This is a genomic window from Palleronia aestuarii, from assembly GCF_003253995.1.
In the GTDB taxonomy this organism is placed as follows: domain Bacteria; phylum Pseudomonadota; class Alphaproteobacteria; order Rhodobacterales; family Rhodobacteraceae; genus Palleronia; species Palleronia aestuarii.
Genome location: NZ_QKZL01000012.1, coordinates 1 through 16,169 on the forward strand (window position 1 = coordinate 1; position 16,169 = coordinate 16,169).

11 protein-coding genes and 3 pseudogenes are annotated in these 16,169 nt (G+C 65.7%); 4 read left to right on the forward strand and 10 right to left on the reverse strand.

Translation table 11 applies throughout. The features are described from left to right. On the reverse strand, nt 1-243 hold a 243-nt coding region (locus tag LX81_RS13355), incomplete at its 3' end, for a transposase (protein WP_211322762.1). 174 nt (nt 244-417) lie between these two features. Between LX81_RS13355 and bdcA the strand changes: the two are divergent. Then, nucleotides 418-1,098 (forward strand): annotated as a pseudogene (gene bdcA / locus LX81_RS22830) (SDR family oxidoreductase). Between the two features lie 115 nt (nt 1,099-1,213). Here the strand turns inward: bdcA and LX81_RS22835 are convergent. Then, a pseudogene (locus LX81_RS22835) lies at nt 1,214-1,528 on the reverse strand (hypothetical protein); the annotation flags it as partial. 317 nt (nt 1,529-1,845) lie between these two features. Between LX81_RS22835 and LX81_RS13370 the strand changes: the two are divergent. Next, on the forward strand, nt 1,846-3,792 hold the full coding sequence (locus LX81_RS13370) for a DEAD/DEAH box helicase (RefSeq protein WP_111537834.1): 1,947 nt from the start codon (nt 1,846-1,848) through the stop codon (nt 3,790-3,792). An 808-nt stretch (nt 3,793-4,600) separates the two neighbouring features. Here the strand turns inward: LX81_RS13370 and LX81_RS13375 are convergent. Next, nucleotides 4,601-5,703: pseudogene (locus LX81_RS13375) on the reverse strand (transposase). Nucleotides 5,704-5,837: 134 nt separating this feature from the next. On the opposite strand from LX81_RS13375, the gene LX81_RS13380 reads away from it, so the two are divergent. Next, the gene (locus LX81_RS13380; RefSeq protein WP_170133941.1) at nt 5,838-6,587 is read left to right on the forward strand and encodes an ABC transporter substrate-binding protein; all 750 of its coding nucleotides are present in this window, start codon (nt 5,838-5,840) and stop codon (nt 6,585-6,587) included. Nucleotides 6,588-6,937: 350 nt separating this feature from the next. On the opposite strand, the gene LX81_RS13385 is transcribed toward LX81_RS13380, so the two are convergent. From LX81_RS13385 to LX81_RS13410, 6 genes are read right to left on the reverse strand one after another with little or no spacing between them, the layout of a single operon-like run. Beyond that, on the reverse strand, nt 6,938-7,618 hold the full coding sequence (locus tag LX81_RS13385) for an RraA family protein (RefSeq protein WP_111537836.1): 681 nt from the start codon (nt 7,616-7,618) through the stop codon (nt 6,938-6,940). Then, nucleotides 7,615-9,246 (reverse strand): dipeptide ABC transporter ATP-binding protein, encoded by a 1,632-nt coding sequence (locus LX81_RS13390; protein WP_111537837.1) that lies wholly within the window; start codon nt 9,244-9,246, stop codon nt 7,615-7,617. Before LX81_RS13390 ends, LX81_RS13385 begins: the two co-directional genes overlap by 4 nt. Next, nucleotides 9,243-10,049, reverse strand: a complete 807-nt coding sequence (locus LX81_RS13395) for a creatininase family protein (protein ID WP_211322765.1) — start codon at nt 10,047-10,049, stop codon at nt 9,243-9,245. Before LX81_RS13395 ends, LX81_RS13390 begins: the two co-directional genes overlap by 4 nt. Then, complete coding sequence (locus LX81_RS13400) at nt 10,046-11,629, reverse strand: ABC transporter substrate-binding protein (RefSeq protein WP_111537838.1); 1,584 nt, start codon at nt 11,627-11,629, stop codon at nt 10,046-10,048. Before LX81_RS13400 ends, LX81_RS13395 begins: the two co-directional genes overlap by 4 nt. Nucleotides 11,630-11,646: 17 nt before the next feature. Next, the gene (locus LX81_RS13405) at nt 11,647-12,483 is read right to left on the reverse strand and encodes an ABC transporter permease (RefSeq protein WP_111537839.1); all 837 of its coding nucleotides are present in this window, start codon (nt 12,481-12,483) and stop codon (nt 11,647-11,649) included. Further along, nucleotides 12,480-13,403 carry an ABC transporter permease gene (locus LX81_RS13410; RefSeq protein ID WP_111537840.1) on the reverse strand — a complete coding sequence of 308 codons (924 nt, stop codon included), beginning with the start codon at nt 13,401-13,403 and terminating at the stop codon, nt 12,480-12,482. The genes LX81_RS13405 and LX81_RS13410 overlap by 4 nt, the downstream gene beginning before the upstream one ends. Before the next feature lie 98 nt (nt 13,404-13,501). Between LX81_RS13410 and LX81_RS13415 the strand changes: the two genes are divergently transcribed. Beyond that, complete coding sequence (locus tag LX81_RS13415) at nt 13,502-14,461, forward strand: LysR substrate-binding domain-containing protein (protein WP_211322766.1); 960 nt, start codon at nt 13,502-13,504, stop codon at nt 14,459-14,461. On the opposite strand, the gene LX81_RS13420 is transcribed toward LX81_RS13415, so the two are convergent. After that, a complete protein-coding gene (locus LX81_RS13420; protein WP_211322767.1) occupies nt 14,458-15,417 on the reverse strand; it encodes a 2-hydroxyacid dehydrogenase in 960 nt (319 codons plus the stop codon). The two genes, LX81_RS13415 and LX81_RS13420, sit on opposite strands and share 4 nt — an antisense overlap. Between the last annotated feature and the right edge of the window lie 752 nt (nt 15,418-16,169).

Consider the following 16,169-nt stretch of genomic DNA (forward strand, 5'->3'; position numbering starts at 1 on the left):
CAACAGGCTCGCCACGAAGCCCGTTGTCTGGCGAAGCGGCAGGCCGAACAGCACCTTGATGGTCAGGCACGCTTGGATCGCCGCGTCCGAGAAGGTTTGCTGCCGCCCCTGCTTGCCCGAAGGCGCCGCGTGCCAAGCCATGCCCGGGTCGAACCAGACCGTCAGAGACCCGCGCTCACGCAGCGACGCGTTGTAACTCGACCCGTTCAGGGTGCGGCAACGGGTGGGCGCAGGCTTGGACATGCCGGACAGCTATGTCGCTGGACTCACGATGTGAATCCCACGCAGGCTTTCTGCAACAAGGCCAGTCACCACTATAAACCTCTTGACCGGCGGCATTAGCTAATAATGTAGTCTCCACTACAAATCATCATGATAGGACATGCAATTACGTCAGAGGCATGATCCGTATTGGTTTTGGGAGGTAGCCGCGGCATCGGTGCAGCCATCGTGCGGCGCTTCGCCGAGGAGGACGCCCGGGTGACGTTCACCTATGCCGGTTCGCATGAGGCAGCCGAACAGTTCACCAGGGAAACGGGCAGCGTCGCGGTACAGACCGACAGCGCCGATCGGGACGCAGTGATCGCCCGCGTGAGGGACAGTGGCCCCCTCAATGTCCTGGGGGTCAACTCTGGCATCGCGATCATCGGAGATGCGCTCAAGCAGCCCCCGGACGAGATCGACCGGTTGTTCCGGATCAACGTCCATGCGCCGTACCACGCCTCGGTGGAGGCCGCGCGGCAGATGCCGGATGGCGGCCGGATCATCATGATAGGCTCCGTGAACGGAAACCGGATGCCCGTCCCCGGAATGGCATCCTATGCGCTCAGCAAGTCCGCCCTGCAGGGGCTCACGCGCTGACTTGCACGCGATTTCGGACCACGCGGCATTACGATCAATGTCGTGCAGCCCGGGCCGATCGATACCGACGCCAATCCGGCGGACGGGCCAATGAAGGATCTCATGCACAGCTTCACGGACATCAAGCGCCACGGACAACCGGAAGAGGTAGCGGGCATGGTCGCCTGGCTGGCCGGTCCCGAAGCCAGCTTCGTAACCGGTGCGATGTACACAATCGACGGTGCATTCGGCGCGTGAGGGCCGTTTGCTTCGCACCACGGCACACGCCGCCAAGCGCGGGGCGTATCTGCGCGAAACCTTCAGGAGGTATAGGTGACAACGATTGCGATCATCGGTGCGGAAGCTAAACGGCCTTGCTGTCGGTGATGGCATGGAGCTTGGTGTTCATACCGCCGTCCTCGGTGAAACGATCCGCTGGATCGTTTCCTGATCCTCGAACTCCGCCGGATCAGCCTGCCACGCCCCCCTTTTTCAATCGTAGCTTGGAGGCCGTGCAATGTACTTTGGGATACTTTCGCAGGATCTCCCGAACGCAAGGCGTTCCCCTGCTCACTTCGATCATGATCGTCTTGCGCTCTGGGCTATCGGCCGCCAGGCCATCCATGATCTTGGCGAACACCCCCATATCGCTCCACCGCTTCCACCGGTTGTAAAGCATCTTCGGCGGAGGTCCTGAGCCTAAGCTGCACTCCCTGCGCCGCGCCTTGATGACGCTTCTTCTTGGGAAACCAAGTGACATTACGAATGCTCTCGGCACAAATCGCGTGCTGCCTCAGTTACGGCGCTTGCAAGTAAATGGGGTTTACAGCGTAGGCCTGATCTTCTCAAAAGCTGAAGCGAGCGAGAGTTTCGCCGTCGGACGGCTCATCGTTTCGCTCTGCCTTTAACGTATGTACACTGCCACGATCCCGATCTATGGGTCCCCTTTCTCCCAATGGATCGCGTAGTGCGACACCGCATGCCCGAGCGCAGATCGGCCCCGCCATGATTAATTCCCTGTCTGACGCTCTCGAAGAGCGTGGCTATACCACGTTGACCCCGGTTCAGGAGGCCGTCACCGCGCCGGGTCTGGAAGGCGCCGATCTGCTGGTCTCCGCGCAGACCGGTTCCGGCAAGACCGTGGGGTTCGGCCTTGCGATCGGCTCCACGCTCCTGGGCGAGGACAACCTTTTCGGACCCGCCGCGTCGCCCCTGGCGCTCGTGGTCGCTCCGACGCGGGAACTGGCGTTTCAGGTCATGCGCGAGCTTGGATGGCTTTACGCGAAAGCCGGTGGACGGGTCGTCTCCTGCGTGGGCGGCATGGACATGCGCGACGAACGCCGGGCGCTCGAACGGGGCGCGCATATCGTCGTCGGCACGCCCGGGCGGCTGCGGGACCATATCCAGCGCGGCTCGCTCGACATGGGATCGCTGCGCGCCGTCGTCCTCGACGAGGCCGACGAGATGCTCGATCTGGGCTTCCGCGAGGATCTCGAATTCATGCTCGGGGAGGCACCGACCGGGCGGCGCACGCTGTTGTTCTCGGCCACGGTCCCACCGATGATCGCCACCTTGGCGCAGCATTATCAGCGCGATGCGATCCGGGTCGACACGAAGTCCGGTGGCTCCCAGCATGCCGACATCGCCTACCAGGCCCTGAACGTCGCGCCGCAGGATGTCGAGAACGCGGTCATCAACGTCCTGCGCTACCACGAAGCGCCGAATGCCATCGTCTTCGCCAATACCCGTGCGACGGTGAACCGACTGACGGCGCGCTTCGCCAATCGTGGATTCCAGGTCGTGTCCCTGTCGGGAGAGCTGAGTCAGACCGAGCGCAGCCACGCCTTGCAGGCGATGCGCGACGGGCGGGCGCGGGTCTGCGTCGCGACCGACGTGGCCGCCCGCGGCATCGACCTGCCGAACCTGGACCTGGTCATTCACGCGGAGCTGCCGTCGAACGCCGAGGGTCTTCTGCACCGCTCGGGCCGGACGGGGCGCGCGGGGCGGAAGGGGATCTCGGCCCTGATCGTGCCGTCCCGGGCGACCAAGCGCGCCGAACGCCTTCTGAAGACCGCCCGTGTCAACGCGGAATGGATCGCCGCCCCCACCGCCGAGGAGATCCGGGCCCGAGACGAAGAGCGGCTGCTCTCCGACCCGACCTGGGCGGAGGAGATCTCGGACAGCGAGGCGGCCTTCGCCGAGCGCCTTCTCGCGAGCCGGGACCCCCGCGCCATCGCGGCGGCCTATCTGCGCCTCTACCGGACGCAGCATTCGGCCCCTGAAGAACTGAGCCCCGCAGGCGCACGCCCGACCCCGAAGGAACGGACCCCGTTCGGGGATAGCGCTTGGGTCGCCCTGTCGGTCGGCCGCAAGCAGGGCGCGGAGCCGCGCTGGCTGCTGCCGCTTCTCTGCCGCACCGGCGGTCTCGACCGGGACGCCGTCGGCGCGATCCGGATGCAGGAGGACGAGACGAGCGTGGAAATCTCCGCCGCAGCCCTGCCCGCCTTCCTGGAGGGTCTGGGGCCCGATGGCGTCATCGAGAAAGGGATCGCTGTTCGGCGGATCGACGGACCGCATGGATCGGCCGCGGCCACTTCCCCCCGAGAAACGGCCGAGGAACGCCCACGCGACCGCAAGGCGCCGGCGCCGAGTGCCGGAGACAAGCCCAATCCGAAGATCGCCATGGATGTCGATCGCTCCTCGGCAACGGCAAAACCGCAAAAGCCCCCGCGCCGTGCCGATGCGGCATCCAAGCCGCCCCGCGACGCAAGACCGACGAAGCCGGCAAAGTTTGCCGCGAAGAGCGGAAGGAGCGTCAAAGCCGGGAAGGCCGGAGACGCATCCAACACGTCGAAGCGATTCAGCCCGTCGAGCAAGCCAGACCGTGCTAAGACGAGGGGCAGCGGTCCCAAACGACCCTCCCCTGCTAGTGGCAAACGCGGAAGCCGATAGGGTTCGCTCGGCGCTACTGGCGCCAGCGTACTGCCAATTGTTGGAATATCCGTGCCCGCGTGGTGGCAACTACTTCTACCCGCATTCGAGCGTTTACGGGCTCGATCGGCAGGGATACAGGACCCGGGCAGGAAAAGTCCGAACGTCGAGTGGAATTGCCCCCCGAACGGCGACAATTATGGGAGCAGGGTACGACTTGAAGATCCGACGAGCAGCTTTGGATCGGAAAGTCCCCTTCCGAGGAATAGAGAATACCCACGGAACTTTCAGGGGAAAGGACGGCTGCTGGCTACCGCGGGCGGGATCCGGTCGATCTACTTCTTCCCCGACCGGACAGCGGAGCAGTCGCGGATCTAGCCGAGGCCGTCGAAGGCGACTTGGCGGAGCTCGCTCAGTACCTCGTCGAGATCAATAGCCGGAAATCCGCCAACCGGAACGCCAGCGCGGCGAAAGAGATTAAGGGAGTCGCTTACTCAGAGCTCCGCCCCATAACTCACGCCGGGGTGATCCGCGGCGCTCGGGCGCTGATGTAAGCTATGATCTTAGATCGCCAGTTCTTCGGTCGTCAGCTGCCCAGATCGGCTTTCCACCTCGCCGGCATCCCCGGCTCGCGTGCGTCAGCCATCGTTAATCGCGCGCCCCGATCTTGCTGAAGCGTCAGCGAGCCTCGCCCACCTGTAGTATCCGCAGAAAGGCCGGCACGATCAGAACGAGGAGCAGGATCCGCGCGAAATGGTGGATCGCAACGTAGGCGGGCTCTGTTGCGCGGAACGCCTGAAGGCCGCGTTTCTCCTCTTTGTTGCCTATGTCAGCCGACGGGTTGCGTGACGGGGATGCCGAGGGCGGTGAAGCGGTTCGGGATGGCAATGCGGATTTGAAGCTCGGCGGTCTGTCGGTCGAAGGCGAGGCATCGAGCCGCCATCGGTCCGAGGCCGATGCCGAACGGCCATGAGCTTCTGACCGAGCAGCTTCATGCAGTTCATTTTCGTCTCGGCGAAACTTCGGCGATGGTATCCGCTCCAGCGCCGCCAGATAGTCCGGCCGAGGCGTATCATGGCACGCAGCGCCTCGTTCCTGCTTGTCGCTCCGGGGCTGTCTTTCTTCAACGGCCTTGCATTGCGCCGGGGCGGCACGACCGCGTCCGCGCCCCGGGGCGCGATGGCATCGCGGCAGGTGAGCTGGCGCGGCGCCACCGGTTCAAGCCCGCTGGCGAACGGTGTCGTAGGCACCGTCGGCGGTAACGGATGCGATTGGTTCGTCCACAGGGACTTGGCCAAGCAGGTCGGGCAATGAGGAGGAACAGGGATCGATCCAGTGGATCGATCCCCCGACGAATGGCGCATCGCCGACGCCGCTGCCGTCCACTGGCTCTCTCGGACCAGTGGCATTCGCCAGTGAACTCTCAACTGCACGGATCTCGAGCGTGCTCTCATCGACGGCGAGGTGGACCTTGCACCAGACCCGCCTGCGCGCTCCACCATGCTTTCGGGCATGCCATTCGCCCTCGCCGCGGACTTTGACGCCATTCGGCATCGTCCTCGGACCGATGGCGGTCGATGCCTCATTGTCTACGAGCAGGTGCAAAGGGTCGCCGCTACCACGGTCAGGCAACTGCACGGCCTAGGTCTTATGCCGTCGGCAGAGCGTCGAGACTGAGGAGGATCAGCAAGCCTTCCAGTGGAAGGATCGCCCGACGAAGGGCACCGGCCAGTCGAGGTCTGCCAGCTTCGGAAGGCTCGCGACGAAGCCCGTCGTCTGACGAAACGGCAGGTCGAAAAGGACCTCAATCGTCAGGCAAGCCTGAATCGCGGCGTCGCCGTAGACCGGTTGGCCGCCACGCTTGCCCGATGGCACCGCGTGCCAAGGCGTCGAAGGGTCGAACCAGACGGTCAACGACCCACGCTCGCGCAGCGAGGCGTTTTAGGCGGACCAGTTCAGGGTGCGGTAGCGGGTCGGGACGGGCTAAGACATGCCGCCCAGCTATGCTGCTGGGCTCGCAATGTGAATCCCAGGCAGGCTTGGTACAACAAGGCCTTTACAAGACGATGAGGACGGAGGGGTTCACCGTCCAGCCCGATGTCGTGATCTCTTCCGCCATGGACCTGCAGGTGGCGCTGGTGAACCTGGAGATGGCAAGACGCATCTATCTCTCCGCCGCGACCACTCCGCCCGACCGGGCCAATTGGCGATCCGAACTCTTCGGTTTCACGTTCGAACCCGCCGCCATGATCTATGATCGTCGCGCCATCTCGGAAGACGAGATGCCTCGCAACCACCAGGATCTCGCGGCCTTCGTGCGCGATAACGAGGCGCGCTTCGAGGGTCGGATCGGGACCTACGACGTCGGCGCTTCGGGGATCGGGTATCTCTATGCGACGCAGGACAGCCTGCAGGGACCGCAGACACAGCGACTGATCGAAGTGCTGGTGCGCGCCGGTGTGCGGACCTTCTGCTGCACGTCGGAGATGTTCGACGCGACCGCCCGCGGTGAGCTTATTCTGGCGATCAACACGATCGGCTCCTACGCCGCCGCGTATACCCGGAATGCGCCGCATGTGGGTCTTCATTTCTTCGACGACTACAACCTCATGATGACCCGCACAGCGTTCGTCCCGAAAAGTGCGCGGCATCCGGCCCTCGCGACGCGCTTCGTCGAATTCCTCCTGTCGGAAGCAGGACAGAGCATCATGGCCGCGTCTTCCCCGCTGATCCCGCTCGATCCCGGTCCCGACCTGCGACAACCCATTCTGGGCAGATCGCCGAGCGACGGGGGAGTTTCCTGCCGATCCGCCTGAGCCTCGGCCTCATGGCGTTCCTCGATCAGTCGAAACGCGACAGGTTTCTGAAGGCGTGGGACACTTCGCTGAGTGATCGGCCTCTGACTTCAGACCCTTGATGGTGAACGCCGGGAGCGTAAGGGGACTACAGACAAGAGGAAGCCCGTCGGATTCCGCCCGTCAACGCCTCTTCGACAGTCGAGCCTGCCCGCACGATCTCGATCCGGTCCCGCCGCCTGAGCGACGCACGGCGTTCAGGATGAGCTTGTCGACGAATCCGCGACTGGAATGCAGACGCGGATCTCCCTGCCTTTCGATGCGCTCCGGAAGCACCCGGGGCCGTTGCTAGGATCAAACGGGCTCCAAATTCACGTCGAGTCGGAGAGAATGGCATGAACTTTCGCGCTCGCGCCCGAGAGATCCCCCAGCATCTCGCCCGAAGCGATGCGGCCGCGGTTGCGGTTCGCGCGGGCTTGCCTCGCCTGGCCTTCGATCAGCACGTCCTCCGCTTCGTCGGCGGGCAGGACGAGCGCCCCGGAATTATCCAGCAGGACGAGGTCTCCCGGCAAGACTGGAACCCCGCCAACCGCAACGGGAAGGTTCAGCGCGCCACCCAGATCGTCTAGTCGCGAGGTGATCGCCGAGATCCCGCGGCAGAAGACCGGCAACCCCACCTCCGCGATCTCCTCGGCATCGGTGCAGGGACCGTCGAGAAGAACGGCGAGCGCACCAGCCGTCTTCGCCGCGAAGGCGACGCCGCCGCCAAGGCATGCATGTCGATCGTCGCCCAGCCGGTCGATCACGAGCACGTCCCCGGGCCGGATCGCGGAGATAGCATGGTGCAGCATGGTCGAATCCGTTCCGGGGATGGCAACGGTGATCGCCGTGCCGGCCATTGTCCCGTCGATCCGTCCGAGGGGGCGGATCGCATTGTGAACGAAGCCGCGATGGCGGAAATGACCGATCGTTGCGATCTCGATTCCCGCGAAGGACGTGATCAGTTCGGCTGGAAGACGGGCCGGATCTTGTCCAATCGCGTATTTTTTCATGTGGACTCGTTCCTTGCGGGATCGGTGTAGAGATGCCCCTCGCGGCCGGGAACGGCGGCGAGGAGTTCGCGGGTATAGGCCTCGCGCGGATTGGCGAAGAGTTCCGCGGGCGGGCCTTCCTCGATGATGCGGCCCCCGCGCATGACGGTGATCCGGTCGCAGATGCGGCTCGCCACGCGCAGGTCGTGGGTGATGAAGAGCATGCCGAACCGGAGCCGCTTCTGCATGCTCGCGAGCAGATCGAGGATTTGCGCCTGCACCGAGACGTCGAGGGCCGAGACGCTTTCATCCGCGATGAGCAGATCCGGCTCCACGGCGAGCGCCCGCGCGATGCAGATCCGCTGGCGCTGCCCGCCGGAAAACTCGTGCGGGAAGCGCTCCGCCGCCGAGGCATCGAGGCCCACCGCCGCCAGCAGATCGCGCGCCCGGGCCCTCGCATCGCGGCGCGAGACCCCGTGGATGATCGGTCCCTCCGCGACGGCATCTCCCGCGCTCTGCCGCGGATCGAGCGCGGCGTAGGGGTCCTGGAACACGATCTGCACCCGCTGGCGCGCGGTGCGCAGGGTCGCCCCTTCGAGGTCGGTGAAATCGCTCCCCGCGATCGAAAGCGCCCCTTCGTCGGGTCGTTCGAGCCGGATCACGCATTGCGCGAGCGTCGATTTCCCGCTGCCGCTTTCGCCGACCAGTCCCACCGTCTCGCCGCGACTGATCGACAGATCGACCCGGTCGACGGCGCGCGTCTCGCGCAACTTGCCGAAGAGGGTCCGGGTGCGGAACGTCTTGCTCACGTTGCGCGCGGAAAGCGCCACGTCGCCGAAATCCGTGCGCCGCTCGCGCGGCTCGAGGCGCGGCACCGCGTCGAGAAGCTCGCGGGTATAGTCGGCCTTCGGTCGGGTCAGCACCTCCTCGGCCGTGCCGATCTCGACAAGCCGTCCGTGACGCATGACGCCGACGCGGTCCGCGATCTCCGCTACGACGCCAAAATCGTGGGTGATGAAGAGGATGCCGGTGTCGTGCGTCCGCCTCAGATCGAGCATCAGCTTCAGGATGCGCGCCTGCGTGGTCACGTCGAGGGCGGTCGTCGGCTCGTCCGCGATGAGGAGCGCGGGATCGAGGGCGAGCGCCGTCGCGATCATCACTCGCTGGCATTGCCCGCCCGAGAGCTGGTGCGGATAGGCCCGGACGATCTGCTCTGGATCGGGCAGCCGCACCTCGCCGAAGAGCTCGATCACGCGACGGCGGATCTGGGCGTCCTTCATATCAGTGTGCAGGCGGAAAACCTCCGCCACCTGCTCCCCGACGCGGTAGACGGGATTGAGGACGGCGATCGGCTCCTGGAACACCATGGCGAGCCGCCGTCCAGTCAGCCGCCTGCGCTCCGCGGGGGAGAGGCGAAGGAGGTCGCGGCCCTCGAACCGGATCTCGCCGGTGGGTTTCGGGAGGTTCGGCGGCAGGAGGCCCATCGTCGCGAAGGCGCTGAGCGACTTGCCGGAGCCCGTCTCGCCCACGATGCAAAGGATTTCACCCTTCTCCAGCGTGAGGTCGAGCCCGTCGACCGCGAGGGGTCGGTCGGCGCCGGGGGGAAGCGGAACGCGGAGGTCGCGGATGTCGAGCAGCGGTTCCGTCATCGCGCGCCCGTGCCCATGGGATCGCGCGGGTCGCGCTCAGCCAGGTGAGTGACGAAACGGGCGCAGTGATCCACCAGATGCTCGAAGATCGCGCGTCCGATCTCGGCGGAGGCGAGAGCCGGGTCGCCTCCCATCATGCCGTCGGGGTTCACCTCGTCCGCATCGAGCGGCAGGGCGATTGTCGCACCGTCGAAGAGGACCCCGCCGGCCCCGACCGTCGGCAACCCGAAGGCCGCGGCGCGGACGGAGGGCGTGGCGAGGTCGGGACGCATCCTCTCGGGGTGGAGATACATGCAGACGGAGGTGATCGGATCGCCGCCATGACCTCGCGCCTCATGCGCGCGCTCGCCGTGGAGCCGCGTCCAGAGATCGGACGGGATCGACCGCCAGAGGTCGATGGACGGAACGGCGATCCCGCTCGCCCGGCGGATGTCGCGCAGGGTCTCGTCGATCAGCGGCGCATTGGAGGAATGCCCGTTCAGGATCAGGACCCGGTCGAGCCCATGATCGAGGAACGCCTCCACCATATCGCGGATCACGGCGCGGAAGGTCGGGGCGCGGAGCTGCATCCCGCCCGGAAACGGGCGGAAGAACTCGGCGCATCCGAAGGGCAGGCAGGGCGCGGTCACGGCGCCCGAGCGTTGCGCGACCGCATCCGCAATGTCGGCGGTCAGCGCGAAATCCCCCATCGGGCAATGCGGGCCCTGCACCTCCTGGCTGCCCAGAGGCAGGAGGATGACGGGATTCTCGGGCAGTCGGTCGCGAAACTCCGCGACCGTCATGTCCTGCAGCGCGTACTTCATGCCGGCAAGGTGAGGTAGTCGCCGAACATCCGCATCTCCCCGTCGGGGCGCGCGATCCACTCGATATCGGCGCGGTGCGCCCAATTGTAGACGCTCTTCCAGAGGTAATAGCCGGGATAGACGTCGAGCCAGGCCTGGCGCAGCTTCTCGAAGGCCGCCTGACGCTCCTCGAAGGTGATGGCCGCCTCGAACTCGCGCCCCGCAGCGAGATATTCGGGCGTCGGATCCCAGGTCTTCCACTGCGCCGTCGCCCGGCTCGAGGTCGGGCCCCAATCGAGCCAGAGCGGCTGGTAGGGGTCGCCGGGGATGAAGTCCGTCGACATCGACATGTTCATCATGTGGTAGGGCCGCGTGTAGACGAGCTCGAAATTGTCGAGGATTTCGGCACGCACGTTGACCCCGACCTGCCGCCACATCTCCACCATGATCTCGGCCGCGGCTTCGTAGTTGGGATAGAACTGCCGCGTGATGTGCCAGTCGAGCACCTGCCCGTCATAGCCGGATGCCGCGATCTTCTCGCGCGCCGCCTCCGGGTCGTAGGGCAAGGGGTTTTCCATGTCCGGGCGGTAGTAATCGCCGTATTCGGGGAAGTTGAAGGGCACGTCGGGGTGGAACGTCTTGTCCCCGAAAAGCGCCTGGACGATCGCATGCATGTCGATGGCCTGCACCATCCCCTTGCGGAGATTCACGTCGACGAGGGGATTGTTCTCCGGGTCGGCGCGCGTGTTGAACGCGAAGGCCGGGTAGTTGCTGGCGAGCGCGCGGGCGACGGTGACGCCGTCGTAGCTTTCGAGTTGCGGTTCCTGGTCGGTGGGGATGTTGACCATGAAGTCGAACTCGCCCGAGACGAGGCCTGCCATCCGTCCGGCGAATTCCGGCACGATGCGCCAGACCACCCTCGCGGCGGGCGGCGGGCCGTCCCAGTACTCGTCGAACGCCTCGAGTTCGAGCACTTCGCCGGAGCGGAATGTCGCGACGCTGTAGGGTCCGGTCCCGACGGGCGCCTGTCCGAACGCATCGACGCCCACCTCGAGGTAGTACGCCTTCGGCACGACGAACCCGATATACCCCGTGAGCTTGCCGGGGATGAACGGATCCTCTTCCGCCGTCTCGATCTCGACGGTCAGGTCGTCGACCGCCTCCACCCGGACGAAGCCCGCGGTGAAGGTCTTGCCGCGCGGCTCGAACGGCTCCTCGCCCCAGAGGCGTTCCGGACCGAGCGTGAAGGCCACGTCCTCGGCCGTCATCGTCTCGCCGTTGTGGAACTTCACGCCCTCGCGCAGCTTCAGCGTCCAGACCTTGCCGTCGCGGCTCCATTCCGTGGCGAGGCCGGGTTTCAGCTCGATCCCCTGTTCGTCGGAAATGTAGTCCCGTTCGACGAGGTGCGAATAGAAGTTGGGGAAGAACCGCCGCGTCGTCGTCGAGATACCGTTGATCGGGGCGATGTTGGCCCAGAGATTGTCGACCGCCACGGTCAACGTCGGACGCTCGCCCTGCGCGCGGAGCGGGCGCGCATACCCCGGAAACGCCAATGCTCCCACGCCGATGGAATACTTGCCGAAGGTGCGTCTCGTTATCATGGGATGACTCCTCTGGTTCAGGTGGTTCGTTGCTTGAGCATCGGATCGAGCCGGTCGCGCAGCGCATCGCCGAGGATCGACATGGAGAGGGTGATCACGAAGATGAGCGTGCCGGGCCAGACCGAGATCCACCATGCCGTCGAGAGATAGTCGCGCCCGTCGCCGAGGATCTGCCCGAGGCTTGTCAGCGGCGGCTGGATGCCGAGGCCGAGAAAGGAGAGCGAGGTCTCGAGAAGGATGATCTGCGGGAAGGTCAGCGTCAGCTGCACGATGAGCGCGGAGGCGACGTTCGGAAGGACATGGCGGAGATAGAGCCGCATCGGATGCGCCCCGAGCGCGACGACCGCCTTGGCGTAGGGCTGGGAGGTGGCCGAAAGAACGACGCCGCGGGCGAGGCGCGCGTAGGTTTCCCACCCGAAAAGGCCCATGAGCAGGATGAAGAGCGTCAGCGAATTGCCGAAGAAGGCGAGAAGCGTGAGCGCGATCAGAATGAAGGGGAGCGAGGCCTGGAAATCGACGAGCATCATGAGACCCTCTTCGACGAGCCCCCGGAAATGGGCCGCGACGAAGCCGATCAGCGTGCCGAAGACCGCCCCGATCAAGGTCCCCGCGAGCGCCACCGAGAGCGACATCCGAAGCCCCTCGACGAGCCGCGCAACCATGTCCCGGCCGATCCGGTCGGTACCGAGCGGATATTCCGCGGGACCGCCCAAAAAGGCCGGGCGGGCGAGCCGGTTCAGCAGATCCTGATCCGTGGTCGCGAAGGGCGTGAACACGTTGCCGATCAGAGCGACAAGGACGACGGCCGCGAGAAAGAGCGCCGCGAGGAGGACCGGTACCGACGGGCGGCTCATCGCGCACCTCCCCGAATGCGTGGATCGAGCAGGCCGTAGAGCAGATCGACGAGAAGGTTGGCGAGCACCATCGTCGCCGCGATGACGAGGACGAGGGCCTGCACGACGGCGAGGTCGCGGGACGACACGGCCTGCACGAGCAGCCGCCCGATGCCGGGCCAGCCGAAGACGGTCTCCACCACGATCGCGCCCGCGATGAGCTGCCCGAGGTTCAGGCCGATCACCGTGACGATCGGGATGGCGGCGTTCGGCAGGGCGTGGAACAGGACGCGCTTCCAGGCCGGCACCCCCTTCGCCGCCGCGGCCCGCATGTAGGGACGATCGAGCACCTCGAGCATCGCCGAGCGGGTGAAGCGCGCGAGCGTTCCGGCGGTGAACGTGCCAAGGGTGATCGCCGGCATCACCAGATGCGCGAGGGTGCCGGAGCCGGAAGAAGGCAGGATTTGGAGAAACAGGGAGAAAAACAGGATGAGCAGGATGCCCAGAAAGAAGTTCGGCAAGGCGAAGCCGAACACCGCGAAGGCCATGATCGCACGGTCGAGCGTCCGGCCTCGCCGAAGCGCGGCCGCGATCCCGGCCGGAATGCCGATGACGAGCGCGGCGCCGTAGGCCACGAGCCCGAGCGCGAGGGTCGCCGGAAGCCGCTCCATGATGATATCGATGACCGGGCGCTGGTCGCGCAGGGACGTCCCGAACTCACCGAGCGCCATCTGACCTACATAGCGGAGGTACTGGACGAACAGGGGCTGATCGAGGCCCCATTGCCGCCGGAACTGCTCGATCTCGGCGGGCAAAGCGTCGGCCCCGATCAATGCCACCACCGGATCGCCGGAGGTTCGCAGCACCACGAAGGCGAAGGTGACGACGAACCAGAGCGTGAGGATCGTTCTGAGGAACTTTATCGTCCAGAATCGGGTCATGTTCGGGAGGGCAACTCGCGGTAATGTTCAATCGAGCGTGAGCGAAGCACGACATTCATTGTCGATCAATTCGCAATAATCCCATGATTTGATATGCAATGGATATGAATACCGGGATCGACCTCAGACAGCTCAGATACTTCGTCTGCCTCGCGGACGAGCTGCATTTCGGACGGGCCGCTGAAAGACTGGGCATCAGGCAGGCCCCGCTCAGCCAGCAGATCAAATTGCTCGAGGATCGGCTCGGGACGATGCTGTTTCACCGCACGACGCGGCGCACCCGATTGACGCCCGCGGGCGAGACGATGCTGCGTCACGCGCGGGAGCTCCTCGACGGGATGGACCGTGCGATCGCGCATACGCGCGCGATGGCCAGCGAATCGACGGGGCGGCTGACAGTGGCGGGCGTGCAGGTCGCGCTGAGCCACGTCCTGCCCCCGATCCTCGAGGCGTTCCGGCAGAGCTGGCCCGCGGTCATCATCGACGTGCGTCACCTCGGGACGGGGGACCAGTTGCGGACGCTCGAGGCCGGGGAGATCAACATCGCGCTGATCCGGCCGACCGGCCAGGCGCCGTTCATGCAGACGCGGCGGCTCGTAAGCGAACCCCTGCTCGCGGCGCTGCCGCGAACCCACCGCCTCGCGGATCGCGCGGAGCTCCGGCTGAGCGATTTCGAGGGCGAGGACATGGTGGGCTATGCCGATGTTCTGGGCGCGCCCTATTCCGGCGTCGTGGCGGAGGCGTTCCGCCGCGCGGGCGTGCATCCGCGGGTGGTTCAGAAATGCACCCACACGATGACGATCGCGACCCATGTCGCCTCGGGTCTCGGCCTGGCAATCGTTCCCTCGTGGATCTCCAACATGCGCTCGCCGCGCCTCGTGTTCCGGCCGATGCCCGAACTCGACCAGGGCATCGATCTGCTGATCGCGTGGCCCTCCGGAGAAACCGCGCCCGTCATCCTCGACTTCGTCCAAACCGCGGAACGTGTCTGCGCGGAGATCGCGCCGGAGATCGGGATGGTCTCCGTCGCACGCGCGAAGTCCGGTCGGGGCGGCTAGACGAGGACGTCGATCTCCTGCGGCGGCGTGCCCGTCGCGATAGCGTTCAAGTTGCGCATGATGCGGGTGATCGAGGTGCTGAAGCTCGTCGCGGAGACAGCGCCGATATGGGGCGTCAGGATCACCCGGTCGAGACCAATGAGGGGATTGTCCGGCCGGATCGGCTCCTCTGCAAATACATCGATCGCGGCACCGGCAAGATGGCCGGACCGGATTGCCTCCGCGAGGTCGGCCTCCACGAGGACACCGCCGCGCGCCACGTTGACGAGCAGCGCGCCTGGCTTCATCGCGTCGAGCGCGGCTCGGTCGATGAGGTTCCGCGTGCTGTCGTTCAGCTCGCAATTCAGCGTCACCACGTCCGCTTCGGAAAGGAGAACATCGAGCGGAGCATAGCGCACGCCGAGCGCGGCCGCCTCCGCCTCGGGGATGGGGGTGCGCTTGGTGTAGAGGACGTCGCAGCCGAACCCGACGAGGAGCCGCGCGAGGGCGGCGCCGATATATCCCAGCCCCACGATCCCCACGGTGCGCCCGGAGAGCGTCATCGAGCTCGGCGCGAGTTCGCCCTTCGCCCAAGCGCCTGCCGCGATGCCCGCATGACCCCGCACGAGGTTGCGCCCGAGCGCGAGGATCAATCCGAGCGTCGTCTCCGCCACGGCGACGGCGTTGGAACCGGTCGTCCGCAGGACCCGGACGCCGGAGGCACGCGCGGCGTCGATGTCGATGTTGTCGTACCCCACCCCCCATTTGTGGACCGCCCGAAGGCCCGGGACGGCCATCATCCGGGCGTCGACCGGCGCATCGCCGGTGATCGCGAATTCGGCTTCGGAGAGGGCTTCGAGCTGATCCTCGGACGCGCGGGACGTCGCAGTATGGAGCGTCCACCCGTCAGGCAGGTAGGGCCGGATACGGTCGAGCCGTTCGGGTGCGGCCGGGTCGAGAAGGACGATGCGAGCCACCGACGTCAAACCTCGAACCGGGCGCCGGGCCGCGTGGGGCCCCTGCCCTTCGCACTCACCGCGAAGCCGGGGGATAAGCCAGGGGTATCCGCTCGGCCGCCGATCGACAGAAATTCGTGGATAAATTCGCCAGCCGCCGCCAGAAGATCCCGAATCGGTCGAGAGATCGACCCCTGCGTGAACTGTGCCGCGATGGTTCCGGCACGCAGTGCTCCCCTCGTCTTTCGGACGGAAGGCAGAGCATACGGGACCCCGCGAACGCCGGACGCCGAGGGGCTCATGCAAAGGAAAACGGCGGATAGCATGGCACCTCCAGCTGGTGGATCGATCATCCTCCGCGTCCCCATGGGGGCGCCCGGAGGACGGGACCATGTGAAGCGCGCCCGTGCTGGAATGACAAGGGCGAGACGTCGCGGTCCTCTCACGCCATCGCGGGCGTGCTTTCCTAGTGCATCGAGTTTCGACCCTTGCCCAAGGCAGGGGGTCCTGATCCGACGAACAGATCGCAGGTGTGTTGATGCAGACGGAAGTGCATCGAACATTTGGAGGATGGGCTGCAACCACCACCGGCCGCATTCGGCGCTCGGAAACTTGGCGCGGAACGCCTTCACGGCTTCACCGAAACCGGCCCGAAAGCGCGCGTCACGTCCTGGCAAGGGGCGGGGTGAAGTTCACCCCCTCATGCACTAGGACTGGATTTGGACCACCCGACAGAGGCAGGCCACGAAGACGCCCTGCCCTCGACCAAGAGA